Source organism: Mycobacterium sp. C31M (assembly GCF_053345865.1).
The window spans coordinates 308,379-324,832 of the sequence record NZ_JBKFAX010000001.1; the positions used below are offsets into that span (position 1 = coordinate 308,379).

The following is a 16,454-nucleotide window of genomic DNA, read 5'->3' on the forward strand; positions in this document are numbered from 1 at the left end:
CTCAATACGCTCTCACCTAGTTGCGGTTCACACTCGAAGAGTCAGGAGCATCGCGGTGCCCACCACCGAAAGCCGGCCGGCCCCTACCGGTCAAGAATTCATCGCCATGCAGGCGAGCCCCGAATTCCAAGAGCTACGTAGCAGATTGCGCCGGTTCGTCTTTCCGATGACGGCGTTCTTCCTCATCTGGTACGGCCTCTACGTTCTACTCGGCGCGTTCGCCCACGATTTCATGGCCACCAAGGTGTTCGGCGATGTCAACGTCGGCCTGATCATCGGCCTCGGCCAGTTCCTGACGACCTTCGTCATCACCGGCCTGTACGTCCGGTTCGCCAACCGCGAGCTGGACCCGCGCGCCGCCGCCATCCGCGAAGAGCTGGAAGGACCGGCCCAGTGACCACTTACCTCGCCGCCACCGAGGCGGTCGGCAACCCCGTCGCCAACATGGCCATCTTCGGCCTCTTTGTCATCGTGACGATGGTCGTGGTGATCCGGGCGAGCAAGAAGAACGCCACCGCCGCCGAGTTCTTCACCGGCGGCCGTGGATTCTCCGGCACGCAGAACGGGGTCGCCATCGCCGGCGACTACCTGTCCGCGGCCAGCTTCCTGGGCATCGCCGGCGCCATCGCCGTCTACGGATACGACGGCTTCCTCTACTCCATCGGGTTCTTGGTCGCCTGGCTGGTGGCACTGCTGCTGGTCGCCGAATTGCTGCGCAACACCGGCAAATTCACCATGGCCGACGTGTTGAGCTTCCGGCTCAAGCAGAAGCCGGTCCGGGTCGCGGCGGCCACCTCGACGCTGACGGTGTCGCTGTTCTACCTGCTGGCCCAGATGGCCGGTGCCGGCGGTCTGGTCGCGCTGCTGATGAACATCAACAGCAAGAGCGGGCAGGCGATCGTCATTGCCGTCGTCGGTCTGCTGATGATCGTCTACGTCCTGGTCGGCGGCATGAAGGGCACCACCTGGGTGCAGATCATCAAGGCCGTGCTGCTGATCGCCGGTGCCGGCTTCATGACCGTGCTGGTGCTGACCAAGTTCGGGATGAACTTCTCCGAGATCCTGGGTTCCGCCCAGACCGCCATCTCCGGAGCCACCACCGAGGGTGTCGCCAGCCGCGATGTGCTGGCCCCCGGCGCCCAGTACGGCGGCTCGCTGACCAGCCAGATCAACTTCATCTCCCTGGCCCTGGCGCTGGTGCTCGGCACCGCGGGTCTGCCGCACGTGCTGATGCGCTTCTACACGGTGCCCACCGCCAAGGAAGCTCGCCGCAGCGTGGTGTGGGCGATCGGCCTGATCGGCGCGTTCTACCTGTTCACCCTGGTGCTCGGGTACGGCGCGGCGGCCCTGGTCGGCCCGGACCGCATCCTCGGCGCCGCCGGTGGCGTGAACTCCGCGGCCCCATTGCTGGCACTGGAACTCGGCGGTGTGGTGTTACTCGGCATCATCTCCGCGGTCGCGTTCGCCACCATCCTGGCGGTGGTGGCCGGCCTGACCATCACCGCATCCGCGTCCTTCGCCCACGACATCTATGCCTCAGTGTTGAAGTCGCACAAGGTGACCGAGGACGAGCAGGTGAAGGTGTCGCGCATCACCGCGGTGGTGCTGGGCATCCTGGCGATCGGACTGGGCATCCTGGCCAACGGACAGAATGTCGCCTTCCTGGTGGCGCTGGCCTTCGCCGTCGCCGCCTCGGCCAACCTGCCGACCATCGTGTACTCGCTGTACTGGAAGCGGTTCAACACCCGCGGCGCGCTATGGAGCATGTACGGCGGCCTGATCTCGTGCATCGTGTTGATCGTCTTCTCGCCCGCCGTGTCGGGCAGCAAGACCTCGATGATCCCCGGCGCGGATTTCGCCTGGTTCCCGTTGGCCAACCCCGGCATCGTCTCGATCCCGCTGGCGTTCGCGCTCGGCATCATCGGCACGCTGACGTCCAAGGACACCGGTGACCCGGCCATCGACGCCGAAATGGAGGTCCGCTCCCTGACCGGAGTGGGCGCCGAGAAGGCGGTCGCACACTGACATCGCTGAACCCGTAGGCACGGGGCAGACCCATAGGGGTCTGCCCCGTCCTTCGTTTCTGTGGATGTACTGTGCCCTGGAAGCCAGACGCGGACCACCGCGTTGTGTGACATCGTGACGACCCTGCAGAACGCGAACCCCGACATCAACAGCCCCGCTCCCACCCGACGCTACGGGTTCGCCCTGCTCACCTACGCGCTGATGGTCGTGATGTTGGGTGCCACCATGCCCACCCCGATGTACGAGCTGTACTCCGAGCGGATGCACTTCACGGTGCTGACCACCACCGTCATCTTCGCCACCTACGCCGGCGCGGTGCTGGCCGCGCTGCTGCTCTTCGGCCGGTGGTCCGATGTCCTGGGGCGCCGGCCCCTGCTGTTCGCCGGTGCGCTGCTCGCGATCGTCAGTTCGGCGGTGTTCCTGTTCGCCGACTCGGTGCCGGTCCTGTTGGTCGGCCGGGTGCTGTCCGGTCTGTCGGCGGGCATCTTCACCGGTACCGCGACGGCGGCGATCATCGAAGCTGCCGCCCCGGCCTGGCGGCCCCGGGCCGCCGCGGTGGCCACCATCGCGAACCTCGGTGGCCTCGGGCTGGGCCCGTTGGTCGCCGGAATTCTCATCGAGTACGCCCCCGCCCCGCTGGAGCTGAGCTTCATCGTGCACATCGTGCTGGTCACCGTCGCCGCCGCCGCGGTGTTGCTGGCACCGGAAACGTCGGAACGACAAGGGCGGCTGTGCATTCAACGGCTGTCGATTCCGCCGCAGACCCGCGCGGTGTTCGCCGTCGCCGCCACCGCCGCGTTCGCCGCCTTCGCGGTCAACGCCCTGTTCGCCTCGGTCATGCCGACGTTCGTGGCGCACCTGATGGGGGTGCACAATCACGCCGCGGCGGGCGCCATCGCCGGATTGATGGTGCTGGCCGCCGCCGCCACCCAGCCCGTCTCCCTGCTGATCGCGCCGCCCCGTGCCATCGCGGCGGGCAGCGCCACCCTGGTGGTGGCGATGGTGATGATGGTTGCGGCCCTGGTCTTCTCGTCGCTGTGGGGGCTCATCGTGGCGGCGGTGGTCGCGGGCATCGGCCAGGGACTGAGCTTCGGCCGCGGGCTGGCCGCCATCCAGGACAAAACCCCGCCGGAGCGCCGCGCCGAAGTCAGCTCGTCCTATTTCCTGGTGGCCTACGTCGCGCTGTCGGTGCCGGTGATCAGCTTCGGCGCCGCGGCCCAGCATTGGGGCCTGCAGGTGGCCGGCGAGGTGTTCGCGGGCATCGTCGGCCTGCTCGCCGTCGCCTGCCTGGCGGCGGTGCTGGTCCAGGAGAAGCGCGCGTGATCTGTGGAGTGTGCGTAGGAATCATTCCTACGCACACTCCACAAATCGCAGGTTCTCAGCCGCTCTTGCGCCGGAACTCCCGCCGGTTCTCGGCCACCCCATGGGCCTTGGACTGCTTGCGGCCGCCGTCGGCGTGTGAGGTGCCGCCGGCCGCCTGCGCCTTCTTGCGCTCCAGCGCCTCCCGGAACTTGCGCTTGGTGTCGTCTTCGGGAGTCTCGTCGGCCATGGGAGTCAGCCTAGACCTGTCACCTACGTCCGGGCGGCATCCCGTACAGATGGCTGATCGGCAAGGTCAGCAGCACCCGCCGGTCATCGACCATCGCGCGGCGGTAGTCATCCCAGTCCGGGTGCTCCCCGGCGATGTTGCGGTACAAGGCAATCAACCCCTCGACCGTGTCATCGGCCGGATTCGCAGCCGGCGGGGTCAACACGGCCTCCCCTTCGGCCACGGCGTAGGACCAGCCGTCGTCGGCAGACACGTGCACCGATGCCCGCGGGTCGCGGCGCAGGTTGCGGGTCTTGGCCCGCGGTTCGGTGATCGACACCTGGATCTCGCCGTTGCGGGCGTCGAACCAGTAGGAGACGTTGGACAGTTGCGGCCGGCCGTCGCGTTTGATCGTGGCGAGCACGCCGAGAGAGTTACCGCTGATCAGTGCCAACAGCTTGTCGTCGAAAACGAGGCGCCCCATACGACGAGCGTACGACTCTACGATCGATGACATGAGTCGGATCGACGGAACCAGTCTGGAAGGGGTGTCCGCGACGACGTTGTGGACGCTGCACAACCGCGGCACCGAGGCCAAGCGATCCGACGGGGTGATCCGCGACCCGTGGGCGGTCAGCCTGTTCGACGCCATCGACTACGACTACCGCAAGTTCGGCAAGCCCAACCAGTCGCACGCGCTGCGCGCCCGCGCGTTCGATGCTGCCGCCACCGATTACCTGACCGCGCACCCGAAGGCATCGGTGGTGGCGCTCGCCGAAGGCCTGCAGAGCAGCTTCTGGCGGTTGGCCAGGGCCGGCGTTGCCGACGAATTGACCTGGTATTCCATAGATCTGGAGCCGGTCATGGAGTTGCGCCGCAAGTTGCTGCCCCGTGACGACCGGATCGTCGAGTTGGCCCAGTCCGCGCTGGACCGCAGCTGGATGGACCGGGTCGACAGTTCCGAGGGGGTGTTCATCACCGCCGAGGGTCTGCTGATGTACCTGGAGCCAGAGGATTCGCTGGGTCTGATCGCCGACTGCGCCGCGCGGTTCCCCGGCGGCCAGTTCATGTTCGACTCGATTCCGCACTGGTTCAGCCGCAAGACGTTGACCGGGTTACGCCTGTCCGACCGCTACCTCACCCCGGCGATGCCGTTCGCGTTGTCCGCCGACGAGGCGCTGGCGCTGGCCGGCACCATCGACGGGGTGCGCTCGGCACGCGACATCACCCTGCCGCCCGGTCGTGGCCTGTGGCGGGTGGCCGGTCTGTCCGCCCTGGACCGGATCGGTGCCATCCGACGGTCGCGCCCCAGCGTGACGCTGCTGGAGTTCGGCGCCACTCGGTAGGGTCGGTGGGGTGACCTCGCCGCGCGCCGATGCCAGCGCCCTGACCGGAGTATCCGAGACCGCGTTGCTGACGCTGAAGGTGCGCGCCACCGAAGCCCGCCGCGACGACCGCATCATCAACGACCCGGTCGCCGTCGAACTGGTCGACGCCATCGACTTCGATTTCGCCAAGTTCGGTTTTGTCGGCCGTCAGGACATGGCGCTGCGCGCGCTGGCCTTTGACAGGGAAACCAAGAAATACCTACGCGACCATCCGGCGGCCACCGTCGTCGCGCTCGCCGAGGGCCTGCAGACGAGTTTCTACCGACTCGACGCCGGCGATGTCGGACACCATTTCCGTTGGCACACTGTCGACTTCCCACCGATCGTCGCGTTGCGGGAGAAGCTGCTGCCGGCCTCGGAGCGGATCTCGGTCAGCGCCCAGTCGGCGCTGGATTACGGCTGGATGGACCAGGTGGACACCGATGCAGGTGTCTTCATCACCGCCGAAGGGCTGCTGATGTATTTGCAGCCCTCCGAGGCGCTGGGCCTGATCACCGAGTGCGCCAGACGATTCCCCGGTGGGCAGATGATGTTCGACCTGCCGCCGTACTGGTTCGCCTGGTGGGCCCGGCAGGGACTGCTACGCCCGTCGCTGCGCTACAAGGTGCCGCCGATGCCGTTCAGCCTGTCGGTCTCGGATGCGGCCGAGCTGGCCGATACCGTGCCGGGCGTGCGTGCCGTGCACGACATCCCGATGCCGACCGGCCGCGGCACGGTACTCAACGCACTGCTGTGGGCTGCGCACCGGTTGCCGGTGCTCGACCCGGTGCGGCCGGTGCTGACCCGGCTGGAATTCGGCTGAACCGCAGGCAATCATCGGTGACCGGACCGTTGCGCAGCACCTCGGCGTCGACGGTGTAGTTCATCGTCATGACCCACGGCCCGTCCACACCCTGGCGGGGTATCTCGTCGATGGCCCGCTGGACGTAGCCGGCCGCGAAGTCCAGCAGCGGCCGCGTCGGCATCGCGGGATCGTCGACCTCGGGGTGCACCGCATCGAAACCGTGGGCATCCATGTAGGTCAGCAGTCGGCAGAAGTGTTCGCACAACAGACCCACCTTCAACGTCCACGACGAGTTCGTGTAGCCGAACGCGAACGCGAAGTTGGGTATCCCGGACAGCATGATGCCCTTGTACGCCACCGTGTTCGCCGGATCGACGCGCTCACCGTCGACCGTGAGCGTCATCCCGCCGAACAATTGGATGTTCAGGCCGGTGGCGGTCACGATGATGTCGGCATCGAGTTCGCGGCCCGACGCCAACCGGATGCCGGTCTCGGTGAACGTGTCGATGCGGTCGGTCACCACCGAGGCACTACCGGCACTGATCGCATCGAACAGATCGCCGTCGGGCACCGCGCACAGCCGCTGATCCCACGGGTCATAGGTGGGGTTGAAATGCTCGTCGACCGGATAACCGGCGGGCAGTTTGGCCGCGTTGATCCGGCGGATCAGCCGGCGCGCGGCGACCGGGAACTTCTGACAGAACACATACACACCGCGGGATTTGGCGATGTTCTTGCGGCGGGCCAGGGCATAACCGCGGTCCGCGCCGAGCAGCCTGATGGCCAGATTGGCGAACCGGTCCCGCGACGGTACGGGCATCACATAGGTCGGCGAGCGCTGCAGCATCGTGACATGTGCGGCGGTGGCGGCCATCGACGGCACCAAGGTCACCGCGGTGGCGCCGCTGCCGATCACCACGACCCGCTTGCCGGTGTAGTCGAGGTCCTCGGGCCAGTGCTGCGGGTGCACGATCTGACCGGTGAACCGCTCGCGGCCGGGGAACTCCGGGGTGAACCCCTGGTCGTAGCGATAGTAGCCGCCCGCGCAGAACAGCCAGTTCGCACTGAACTGGAGCAACTCGCCGTCACATTCGGCGTCGATGGTCCAGCGGGCGGTGGCGCTGTCCCAGGCGGCGCCGAGCACCTTGTGGCCGAACCTGATGTGCTGCTCGATCCCGTTCTCGGCAACCGTCTCCCGCAGATAGGCCAGGATCTTGTCTGCGGTGGCGATGGCATGCTCGTCACGCCAGGGCTTGAACTCGTAGCCGAAGGTGTGCAGATCGGAATCGGATCGAATCCCGGGATACCGGAACAGATCCCAGGTGCCACCGGTGGCGTCGCGGGCCTCCAGGATCGTGTACGTGCGGGCCGGATGCTCGCGCTGCAGGTAGTAGGCGGCGCCGATGCCGGAGATTCCCGCGCCGACGATCATGACGTCAACATGTTCCATGCTCTGATGGTGCCTGCGCGAGCCACCACTCGAATAGGGCAGAACAACCCAATTTCATCAATTGGTGGTGCCATCTGCATCAGCACTCTAGGCTACGTAGATGACCCAGCCGTCACCGCGGGTGAAGGATCTGATCCGGCAGTGCGCCCAGATCGTGGTCAACGCACGGCCCGAGTGGCTCGACGAACTCGACACCGCGGTGCTGGCCGCCAGCCCGACCATCGCGGCAGACCCGGAACTGGCGGCCGCGGTGAGCCTGAGCAACCGGGCCAATCTGTACTTCTGGGGCAGCGCCAATGTGCGCGATCCGGGCGCCCCGGTACCGCCGAACACCGGGCCCGAGCCGCTGAGCATCGCGCGCGAACTGGTCCGCCGCGGCGTCAGCGCGTTTCCGCTGGATGCCTACCGGGTCGGCGAGGCGGTGGCGTGGCGGCGGTTGATGGAGATCGCGTTCGAACTGACCTCGGATCCGACCGAACTGCACGACCTGCTGCAGACCTGCTCCCGGTCGATCAGCGCCTTCATCGATGCGACACTGGCCGGTATCGCCGCGCAGATCGACGCCGAGCGTGACGAGCTCACCCACGGCACGCATGCCGAGCGCCGCGAGACCGTGGCACTGCTGCTGGAGGGCGCACCGATCCCACGGGCCCGCGCCGAGAGTCGGCTCGGCTACACGCTGACCGGCAGTCACACCGCGGCGGTGTTGTGGATCGACGGGCATGCCGGCGATCTGGCGCGCCTGGACCGCGTCGCCGAGGCGGTCGGGCGTGCCGCCGGCGGCCGCCCGCTCAGTGTTTTGCCCAGCAGCGCGACCCGGTGGGTCTGGGTGCCTGGTCCGATCGACGCGACCGCCCTCACCGGTGCCGTCGGCGATGTGCGGGTGGCCGTCGGCACCACCGGTGCCGGTGTGGACGGGTTCCGACGCAGCCATCTCGAGGCGATCACCACCCAACAGATGGTCGCTCGGCTGCACTCCCGGCAGCAGATCGCCTGGTTCACCGATGTCGAACTGGTCGCGCTGATCACCGCCACCCCGGACCGGGCTACCGAGTTCGTCGACCGCGTGTTGGGTGACTTCGCCCGAGCTCCTGCCGAATTACAGGAAGCGGTCCGGGTTTTCGTCGCCGCGCAGTGCAATGCCGCCCGGGCGGCGACGCAGCTGTTCACCCATCGGAACACGCTGCTGCGCCGGTTGGCTCGCGCCGAGGACCTGCTGCCCACACCGTTGGCCGACAGCAGCGTCAATGTCGCGGTGGCCCTGGATGTTCTGCGCTGGACGGGATGATCCGTTGCTGGATGCCATCAGTCGATGGCATCCAGACCGGGGTACCACGTTGCTCCGCGTCGCTCAGTGTATTTTCGGCACCGAATGCGGAAATATTCGACACCGAGCGAGAATGGCAAGAAACACGCAAGGCGCCCGCTTCCCCGTCAACAAACCGCCACATTACTTTGACACTGCGACTAATTTGCCGAATTACACATGGCAATACAGTTGACTTATTCGCAGACCCAGTTGGATGTGAAATCGACTGCGTACGTTGAATAAATAGTTCGTTGACTTGACGTCCCGACGGTGTGAAACTTCGACATGACGAGGGGGGCTCGTTACGTCACACCACGCGATCGCTTTGTTTCGCGTGCAGAAATCCAGCAGGGGGAATTCATGTCCGAAGAATTTGACGATGACACCTGGAACAAATTGTTCACATTGCGTGAGGAATCGGCCAAACGGGCCGGCGCACTCGGGGTTGTCGACTACCGCGCCAAGGAAGATCGTGTCATCCGCGACGCAAAACCCTTCGAACCCAGCCTGGGACCGCTCGCCCAGCTACCGGGGAAATGGGCCAACATCCGACCCGGTGACGACCCCGACGATCCCACCGCCTCACCGTTGGCCGGCCGCGGTTGGAACATCATCGCGTTGCCGTTCGCGTCCGAGAAGGCGATCCCGCCCTTCCGCGCCGGCGAGGTGCCCAACTACCGGGTGCTGATGAACCGGTACAACGAGGAACTGGTCTTCTCGACCGTCGATGACGACGTCCCCAACCGGGGTATCAATCAGGACCGCACCAAACGTGCCGATCAACTGGTGGCCGCCCTGGACTACGAACAGACGATCAGGCAGATCAAGGCCGAAGACATCCCCAAGAGCGGTGACGCCGGACCCAAAGGTCTACCGATCCACCACGAGCCGGGACTGTTTCTGTACATGCAGGTTCAGGTCGTCGAGGGCTTCGACATCTGTCGCCTGGGCTCGATTCCGCATGGCAACTCGGTCAATGCTCTCGGCGTCGACAAACCGGTGATCACCGGGCCGCCGACGATCCCGAACCTGAGCGCCTTCCCCGAGGGGGTCACCACCAACATCGTCACGGCGGTGGACGAGGCGGACGCCACCAGTCCCACACCACGCAATCGCTACCTTTTCCCCTACAAGCATTTTGTGGATGCGCCGTTCGATGGCCTGTTCAGCCCGTCCAACGCCAATCGCCTTCTGCAGCAAGGCGTTCCCGACAACGTGCTGCGGACCACCGTGCTGGACTTCGATACCGAGGTGGCCGAGGCCGGCATTCTCAATGTGCCTTTCATCAAACGGCAGGCTGATGCCTCCCAGATGCGCTCGACGTTCTGGTTGATGGAACTCGACGAACCGGCACCGGGCGGCATGGCGGGAAATCGCCTGATACTCGCCTACTCACAGTTCATCAATCTGGACTTCTTCCCACGCTTCGACTCCAAACCGGGATTGATCCGGTGGCCGCACGTGTCGATCAACATGATGGAGAAGGTGGCGCCACCGCCGTCCAACCCGGCGATCTAGTCGAATACGGCGTCCAGATAACGCAACGCCTCGGCCTTGCCCAAGCCCAGCGTCCGGGCCACCTCGGCGAAGGCGTGGGCCGCGGCGGCCATGGCATTGTCGGCCGGGTCCACCCGGGCGACGAATGTGCCGAAGCGGCCCCGGGTTTCGAGGACACCGGCAGCTTCGAGTTCACGGTATGCCCGTGCCACCGTGTTCACCGCCAGCCCCAGCTGGCCGGCCAGTTCGCGCACGGTGGGCAACCGGGTGCCCGGTGCCAGTCGCCCGTCCCGGACACCATCGATGATCTGGGTGCGCAATTGGTCGAACAGCGGCGCGGCAGCATCCGACTCCAGCCGTACCCACTCCCCCAGACCTCCCACCAGCACAGTATCGCGCACACACGCTAGTTTGGTGAGGTGCGAGTGACGGTGCTGAGTGGAGCGGGCATGTCCGCCGAGAGCGGCGTGCCGACGTTTCGCGACGTCGAGACGGGTTTGTGGGCGCATGTGGACCCGTATGAGATCTCCAGCAGCGAGGGCTGGGAACGACACCCGGAACGGGTGTGGGCGTGGTATCTGTGGCGGCACTACATGATGCGCGCCGTGGACCCCAACGCCGGACATCTCGCGGTGGCGGCCTGGGAGGACTACGCCGAGGTGCACGTCGTCACCCAGAACGTGGACAATCTGCACGAACGCGCGGGCAGCACGCGGGTCTACCACCTGCACGGCAGTCTGTTCGAATTCCGTTGTGATCGTTGTGGTTCACCGTTCACCGGCGAGCTTCCCGCGATGCCGGACCCGGTCGAGGTCGTAGACCCGCCGCACTGCACCTGTGGCGGACTGATCCGGCCCAATGTGGTGTGGTTCGGCGAGGGACTACCCGATGACGCCTGGGACAGCTCGGTGCAGGCCGTCGCCAAGGCCGATGTGGTGATCGTGGTCGGCACCTCCTCGGTGGTCTACCCGGCCGCGGGTCTGCCCGAGGCGGCGGTGGCCAACGGAATCCCGGTCATCGAGGTCAATCCGCAGCCCACCCCGCTGTCGGCGGCCTGCACGGCAGTGGTGCGGGAGAACTCGGCCACCGCGCTGCCCACCCTGCTGCAGCGGCTGCCGGAACTCATCGGCTGAGCCGCCTACCCGCGTACCGCCCGACCTATCGCGAACTCCGACACCGGCACCGGCACCCACGCCGGGAAGGTCTGCTGCCGCCGCGAACCGGCCACCGTGAACCCGGCGCCGGCGATCGCCGCCTCGGTGTTGCGGTGGGTGTGACAGTTGCCCAGCAGCCGCGGCCAGACCGTCGCGTCGGCGGCCCGCTGCAGCACCGCCCGCGGCCCGGTGCCCGCGACATGCTCCAGATAGCGCAGCTCGCCACCCGGACGGAGAACCGAAACCAGCTGGCGCAGAACACTGTCCGGATCATCGACCGAGCACAGCACCAGCGAGCACACCACCGCGTCGAACTCGGCGTCAGCCGTGAACTGCTCGATGGTCGCGGTACTGACGATCACCGGGACCGGCGCGGTGGCGGCGGCCTCACGGGCCACCTCGGCCAGTCGGCGCTCCGGCTCCAGGGCGATCACCTCGGTGACGGTGTCCGGGTAATGCGCAAAATTGGTGCCGGTGCCGGCACCGACTTCGAGCACCCGGCCCGTCAGCGCCGACAGGTTCTCGGTCCGCAATCGGCGCAGGGACTCGGGTTCGTGACCGGACAGCACGGTCCACAGCCGGGCGAAGAACGGATTGTCGACCAGATCAGTCATGACTTCAGCGTCTCCAGTTTCGCGATGGTCTCTTCCGGAGTGGCGTCGGCACCCACGATGCCATAGACGATCCGTCCGCAACAGACCGCGTTGAGCACCCGGCCGGCGAACTCCTCGACATCACCCCACGGCAGATACGGTTTGGCGATCAGCAGGGCGGCGACCCCGTGCACCGCCGTCCACAGCTCGAGCGCCGCCGTCGTCGAATCACCCTGCGGATAAATGCCTTCGGCCATCAGCGCCTCCACCGAAGTGCGCATGTGCACAAAGGCCGAACTGGCCAGTGTGACGTCGACATCGCTGCCCGGGCTGCCCTCGGACATCGTCGCGATGCGATAGAGCTCCGGAGTCTGCCGGGCGAACCGCACATAGGCCAGTCCCTGGGCGCGCAGCACCTCGATGGTGGACGTCTGACTCTGCGCCACCCGCTGCATCTCCTGGTCGAGCTTCTCGAAATAGCGGGCGCAGACCGCGTCCAGCAGCGCGTCCTTGTCGGCGAAATGCAGGTAGATCGACGGAGACGTGACGCCGACGCGCTGGGCGACGGCGCGGATCGACACCGCCTTGGCATGCCCGGTCTCCAACAACAGCTCGGTGGTGGCGTCCAGGATCTCGTCGCGCAGCTGGTCCCCGGACCCACGGGCGGCGCGGCGACGTCTCAGAGGTGTGGACACATCAATCAGTGTCCGCCACCGACACCGGAGTCCTCGGCTCAGGTTCGCCCGATTCGCTGATCCCGATCCGGTCGTGCAGCGCGACCAGCGGCTTGGGCGCCCACCAGTTCCAGCCGCCGAGTACATGCATGAAGGCCGGCACCAGCACCATCCGCACCAGGGTGGCATCGACCAAGACCGCCAGCGTCAACCCGACCCCGAACATCCGCATGAACGACACCTCGGCGGCGATCAGGGCGGCGAACGAGATGGACATGACCAGCGCGGCCGCGGTGATGACACGTCCGGTGCGCGCCAGGCCGAGGGCCACGGCCTCGTCATTGTCGGCGCGAGCCGACGATCCAGTCCCGCGGCGGTGCCCGGCCCCCTGGTCGCCGAGGGTCAGCCAGTTCTCCCGGATCCGGGCCAGCAGGAAGACCTCGTAATCCATCGACAGGCCGAAGGCGATGCAGAACAGCAGCACCGGCATATTGGCGACCAGGGTGCCGGTCGGGGTGGTGCCGAATGCCGAGAGGTGGCCGTCCTGGAATATCCAGACCAGTGCCCCGAACGCGGCGGTGAGCGAAAGCACGTTCAGCACAATGGCTTTGAGGGGCAACACCACACTGCCGGTCAGCAGGAACAGCAGCCCGAAGGTGATCACCGCGATCAGGCCGAGCACCCACGGCAACCGGTCGGTGATCGCGGTGACACTGTCCCGGTTGATCTGCGTGATACCGGTCAGCTGCACGGGTTTGCCGCCCGGCCCGGGAACCGCATGGAGCGCGTCGAGCTGATTCTCCGAGGCATCCGAGAACAGGGGCGCGGTGCTGGCGACGGTGAGGAATGCGCTGCCCTCGGCCATTCCGGTGACCGCCACCGGGGGCCCGATCTTCTGGCCGTCGACAAACCCGCCCGTCGGGCTGGACACTGACGCTACGTCCGGCACCCGCGAGAGCGCGGCGGCATAACGCTCGATGTCGTCGGGGCTCAGGCCGTCGGCGTCGGGGATGACCGCGGTGACGGCGGTGGCCGAGTTGTCGACAAAATCGTCGCGCAGTTGATCGCCGACCTGGTGCGCCGACGCCGACGCCGGTAATACCCGGTCGTCGGGGAATCCCCATCGCACGCCGAGGAAGGGCGCGCCGAGCACCAGCAGCAGAAGCACGACGGTCACCCCGAGTGGGATGGCCCGGCGCATCACACCGTGGGTCCAGCGGTACCAGAACTGTTGTGTGACGGGTCGGGGCCCGCGATCGCGACGGAACACGTTGAGCGCGTCCAGGCGGTCCCCGAGCGCCCAAATAGCGGCCGGGGTGATGACGATGGCCGCGAGGGCGGCGAAGGCGACGGTGGCGACACCGGCGTAGGCGAAGGACTTCAGGAAGTACATCGGGAAGATCAGCATCGCGGCCATCGACAGCGCGACCGTCGTCGCCGAGAACACGACGGTGCGGCCGGCGGTGACCATGGTGCGGGCCAGGGCGTGGTCGCGCGGGACACCGTCGGCGAGCTCGTCGCGGTAGCGGCTGATGATCAGCAGCGTGTAGTCGATGGCCAACGCCAGGCCCATCGCGATGGACAGGTTCAGCGCGAAGATCGACACGTCGGTGGTGAAGGCGATCAGGCGCAGTACCGACATCGAGCCGACGATGGCGAAGACGCCGACGAACATCGGTAGCGCGGCGGCCACCAGCCCGCCGAACACCCACACCAGCACCAGGAAGCTCAGCGGGATGGCGATGGCCTCCATCCGCAGCAGGTCTTTTTCGGTCTGCGCGTTGATCTGGGCGTAGACCATCGCGGTTCCGCCGGAGCGCACGGTGACACCGGGCCGGTCGTGGGCGAGCTCGCCGGAGAGCGCCTTGGCGTACTTCTGCGCATCGTTCTCGCCGCCGGTGATCCCGGCGACGATAAGGCCGGCGGTCTGATCCTTGCTGAGCAGCTCGGCGGCGGCTCCGGGCGGGGCCGTCCACGCCGAGGTCACCTGGGCGACATGCGGTGAGCGGTCCAGCCGGTCGACGATCTCGCGGGCAGTCGCGGTGGCGGCAGGGCTCCGGGCGCCCTCGGGCGAGCTCACGGTGAACAGCAACTGCATATCGCCCTGGTCGAACTTCTCGGTGAGCAGCGCGGTGGCCGCCGACGATTCCGAGGTCGGGTCCTGGAATCCGCCCGCGGACAGTGTCTTGGCGACGGGTACGCCGAAGATCGCCGCGGCCACCAACACCAGGGCGGCGATGGCCAACACCCGGCGCGGCGCGGCCATCGTGAGCGACCCGACTCGATTCAGCACGTGATTCCCTCCCGATTTCACTATCGTCGTTAAGTTAACAACGATAAGTCAGAATCGCCAACCGGGGTCGACGCCGTGGACACGAGGCAACCGACCACGCGGTTCACGGCCCGCGCCTCGAGTCACTCCAGACCCATCAGTTACCAAAAGTAACGTGCGTCACAGCTCCACGGACAGTCAGACCTACTCGCGAGTAAGGATTTGCTGAGACACCTGCCGAAACCCACGGTTCCGGCAAACGCCGGAATCCGATGTTTAGAACGGCGAAGCATGGCAGACACACAGTTCAATAGCTATTTTCCGGTCAACAAAACTCGAGGTTTAGAAACTGCCAGCAGCGTCAACCTACCCGGCGGTAAGAATTGCCAAGAATTTCCGAATCTGGCCTCAATGAACCCTTAGACACCGGTCATAAGCTTTGTGCCATGTGGATCGACGACACCAGTGCCGATGTCATCAAGGTTGATTTTGACGCCCTGTACCACGGGGACGTCCTGGTCGAGGGTGACACCTCCGAGCAGTTCCCAGATCTCGCTGCCGCAGTCTGACAGCGAGGCCTGACGCGGCCCATCCGGAGACGTCAGGTACCAAAAAGACCGCCCGACCGAACCTCACGGTTCGACCGGGCGGTCTTTTGTGTTTCAGGGGTGCCGGCCCGCCGATGCCGCGAGATTGCGGCTATGGACCGAACGTCCGACGAGTGGACTCCTCGATAACCGCAATCTCGCGGGTCTGCGAACTAAGCGGTGGCCTGCTCCGGCTCGTCCAGGTTGACCATGTCGCCCAGACGCGCGGTGATGATGTCCTCGGCCTCATCCACGATGCGGCTGATCAGCTCATCGCAGGTCGGGATGTCGTGGATCAGGCCCATCACGGTGCCCACGGTCCAGATACCGGCGTCGACGTCACCCTCGTCGAACACCCGACGGCCGCGCACACCGGCCACCAGATCCTTGACGTCCTCGAACTGACCGCCGTCCTTGAGGATCTGCACCACCTCACGCGAGACGACGTTGGACGCCACCCGCGCGGTGTTGTGCAGGCTGCGGAAGATCAGCTCCGTGCCACGCTCATTGCCCTCGACGATCGCATCCTTGACGTTCTGGTGGATGCAGGACTCCACGGTGCACATGAACCGAGTGCCCATGTTGATCCCGTCCGCACCCAGCGCCAACGCCGCCACCAGACCACGCGCGTCGCCGAAACCACCCGAGGCGATCATCGGGATCTCGATCTCCTTGGCGGCGGCCGGAATCAGCACCAGGCCCGGCACATCGTCCTCACCGGGATGCCCGGCGCATTCAAAACCGTCGATGCTGATGCCGTCCACACCCAGGGTCTGCGCCTTCACGGCGTGACGCACCGAGGTGCACTTGTGCAGCACCTTGATGCCGTTGTCGTGGAACATCGGCAGGTGCGGGCCGGGGTTGGAGCCGGCCGTCTCGACGATCTTGATGCCGGAGTCGACGATCACCTGGCGGTACTCGTCATACGGCGGCGGGTTGATCGACGGCAGGATCGTCAGGTTCACCCCGAACGGCTTGTCGGTCAGTTCCCGGGTCCGGGCGATCTCATTGGCAAGATCGGCCGGGGTCGGCTGGGTCAGCGCGGTGATGAAACCCAGCCCACCCGCGTTCGCGACCGCCGCGACCAGCTCAGCGCGACCCACCCACTGCATACCGCCCTGGGCGATGGGGTGCTCGACACCGAAGGCCTCGGTGAACTTGGTTACCAGAGCCATGTATTTCTCCTGACTTAC

At 66.3% G+C, this 16,454-nt stretch carries 17 protein-coding genes; 9 read left to right on the forward strand and 8 right to left on the reverse strand.

Going from position 1 to position 16,454, the window contains the following annotated elements; genetic code table 11:
• The first annotated feature begins 106 nt into the window (after positions 1-106).
• The 3 genes from ACLBYA_RS01420 to ACLBYA_RS01430 all read left to right on the forward strand — a co-directional run bounded on the left by ACLBYA_RS01420 (position 107) and on the right by ACLBYA_RS01430 (position 3,348).
• Complete coding sequence (locus ACLBYA_RS01420) at positions 107-397, forward strand: DUF485 domain-containing protein (protein WP_447707772.1); 291 nt, start codon at positions 107-109, stop codon at positions 395-397.
• 47 nt (positions 398-444) lie between these two features.
• Positions 445-2,025 (forward strand): solute symporter family protein, encoded by a 1,581-nt coding sequence (locus tag ACLBYA_RS01425; protein WP_447707773.1) that lies wholly within the window; start codon positions 445-447, stop codon positions 2,023-2,025.
• A gap of 114 nt (positions 2,026-2,139) precedes the next feature.
• The gene (locus tag ACLBYA_RS01430) at positions 2,140-3,348 is read left to right on the forward strand and encodes an MFS transporter (RefSeq protein WP_447707564.1); all 1,209 of its coding nucleotides are present in this window, start codon (positions 2,140-2,142) and stop codon (positions 3,346-3,348) included.
• A 55-nt stretch (positions 3,349-3,403) separates the two neighbouring features.
• Here the strand turns inward: ACLBYA_RS01430 and ACLBYA_RS01435 are convergent, their stop codons facing one another.
• Positions 3,404-3,574, reverse strand: coding sequence for a DUF5302 domain-containing protein (locus ACLBYA_RS01435; RefSeq protein WP_447707565.1), 171 nt, complete (start codon positions 3,572-3,574; stop codon positions 3,404-3,406).
• Positions 3,575-3,593: 19 nt separating this feature from the next.
• Positions 3,594-4,037: a PPOX class F420-dependent oxidoreductase gene (locus ACLBYA_RS01440; RefSeq protein ID WP_447707566.1), complete on the reverse strand. Its 444-nt coding sequence runs from the start codon at positions 4,035-4,037 to the stop codon at positions 3,594-3,596.
• Between the two features lie 31 nt (positions 4,038-4,068).
• Between ACLBYA_RS01440 and ACLBYA_RS01445 the strand changes: the two genes are divergently transcribed.
• Positions 4,069-4,899, forward strand: coding sequence for a class I SAM-dependent methyltransferase (locus ACLBYA_RS01445; RefSeq protein ID WP_447707567.1), 831 nt, complete (start codon positions 4,069-4,071; stop codon positions 4,897-4,899).
• Between the two features lie 10 nt (positions 4,900-4,909).
• Positions 4,910-5,743, forward strand: coding sequence for a class I SAM-dependent methyltransferase (locus tag ACLBYA_RS01450; protein ID WP_447707568.1), 834 nt, complete (start codon positions 4,910-4,912; stop codon positions 5,741-5,743).
• Here ACLBYA_RS01450 and ACLBYA_RS01455 read toward each other — a convergent pair.
• The gene (locus ACLBYA_RS01455) at positions 5,661-7,175 is read right to left on the reverse strand and encodes a flavin-containing monooxygenase (protein ID WP_447707569.1); all 1,515 of its coding nucleotides are present in this window, start codon (positions 7,173-7,175) and stop codon (positions 5,661-5,663) included. The two genes, ACLBYA_RS01450 and ACLBYA_RS01455, sit on opposite strands and share 83 nt — an antisense overlap.
• 100 nt (positions 7,176-7,275) lie before the next feature.
• Between ACLBYA_RS01455 and ACLBYA_RS01460 the strand changes: the two genes are divergently transcribed.
• On the forward strand, positions 7,276-8,463 hold the full coding sequence (locus tag ACLBYA_RS01460) for a PucR family transcriptional regulator (protein ID WP_447707570.1): 1,188 nt from the start codon (positions 7,276-7,278) through the stop codon (positions 8,461-8,463).
• 381 nt (positions 8,464-8,844) lie between these two features.
• Complete coding sequence (locus ACLBYA_RS01465; protein ID WP_447707571.1) at positions 8,845-10,002, forward strand: heme-binding protein; 1,158 nt, start codon at positions 8,845-8,847, stop codon at positions 10,000-10,002.
• Here ACLBYA_RS01465 and ACLBYA_RS01470 read toward each other — a convergent pair.
• Complete coding sequence (locus ACLBYA_RS01470; RefSeq protein WP_447707774.1) at positions 9,999-10,364, reverse strand: GntR family transcriptional regulator; 366 nt, start codon at positions 10,362-10,364, stop codon at positions 9,999-10,001. The two genes, ACLBYA_RS01465 and ACLBYA_RS01470, sit on opposite strands and share 4 nt — an antisense overlap.
• A 36-nt stretch (positions 10,365-10,400) precedes the next feature.
• Between ACLBYA_RS01470 and ACLBYA_RS01475 the strand changes: the two genes are divergently transcribed.
• Positions 10,401-11,114: an NAD-dependent deacylase gene (locus ACLBYA_RS01475; protein ID WP_447707572.1), complete on the forward strand. Its 714-nt coding sequence runs from the start codon at positions 10,401-10,403 to the stop codon at positions 11,112-11,114.
• Positions 11,115-11,119: 5 nt separating this feature from the next.
• On the opposite strand, the gene ACLBYA_RS01480 is transcribed toward ACLBYA_RS01475, so the two are convergent.
• From ACLBYA_RS01480 to ACLBYA_RS01490, 3 genes are read right to left on the reverse strand one after another with little or no spacing between them, the layout of a single operon-like run.
• The gene (locus ACLBYA_RS01480; RefSeq protein ID WP_447707573.1) at positions 11,120-11,749 is read right to left on the reverse strand and encodes a class I SAM-dependent methyltransferase; all 630 of its coding nucleotides are present in this window, start codon (positions 11,747-11,749) and stop codon (positions 11,120-11,122) included.
• Entirely contained in the window at positions 11,746-12,423 is a 678-nt protein-coding gene (locus ACLBYA_RS01485) for a TetR/AcrR family transcriptional regulator (protein ID WP_447707574.1), read from the reverse strand. Before ACLBYA_RS01485 ends, ACLBYA_RS01480 begins: the two co-directional genes overlap by 4 nt.
• A gap of 1 nt (position 12,424) precedes the next feature.
• A complete protein-coding gene (locus ACLBYA_RS01490) occupies positions 12,425-14,695 on the reverse strand; it encodes an MMPL family transporter (protein WP_447707575.1) in 2,271 nt (756 codons plus the stop codon).
• Between the two features lie 425 nt (positions 14,696-15,120).
• Between ACLBYA_RS01490 and ACLBYA_RS01495 the strand changes: the two genes are divergently transcribed.
• Positions 15,121-15,243, forward strand: a complete 123-nt coding sequence (locus tag ACLBYA_RS01495) for a hypothetical protein (RefSeq protein WP_090363461.1) — start codon at positions 15,121-15,123, stop codon at positions 15,241-15,243.
• Positions 15,244-15,434: 191 nt separating this feature from the next.
• Here ACLBYA_RS01495 and ACLBYA_RS01500 read toward each other — a convergent pair whose 3' ends face one another.
• The gene (locus ACLBYA_RS01500) at positions 15,435-16,436 is read right to left on the reverse strand and encodes an NAD(P)H-dependent flavin oxidoreductase (protein ID WP_447707576.1); all 1,002 of its coding nucleotides are present in this window, start codon (positions 16,434-16,436) and stop codon (positions 15,435-15,437) included.
• Positions 16,437-16,454 lie beyond the last annotated feature (18 nt).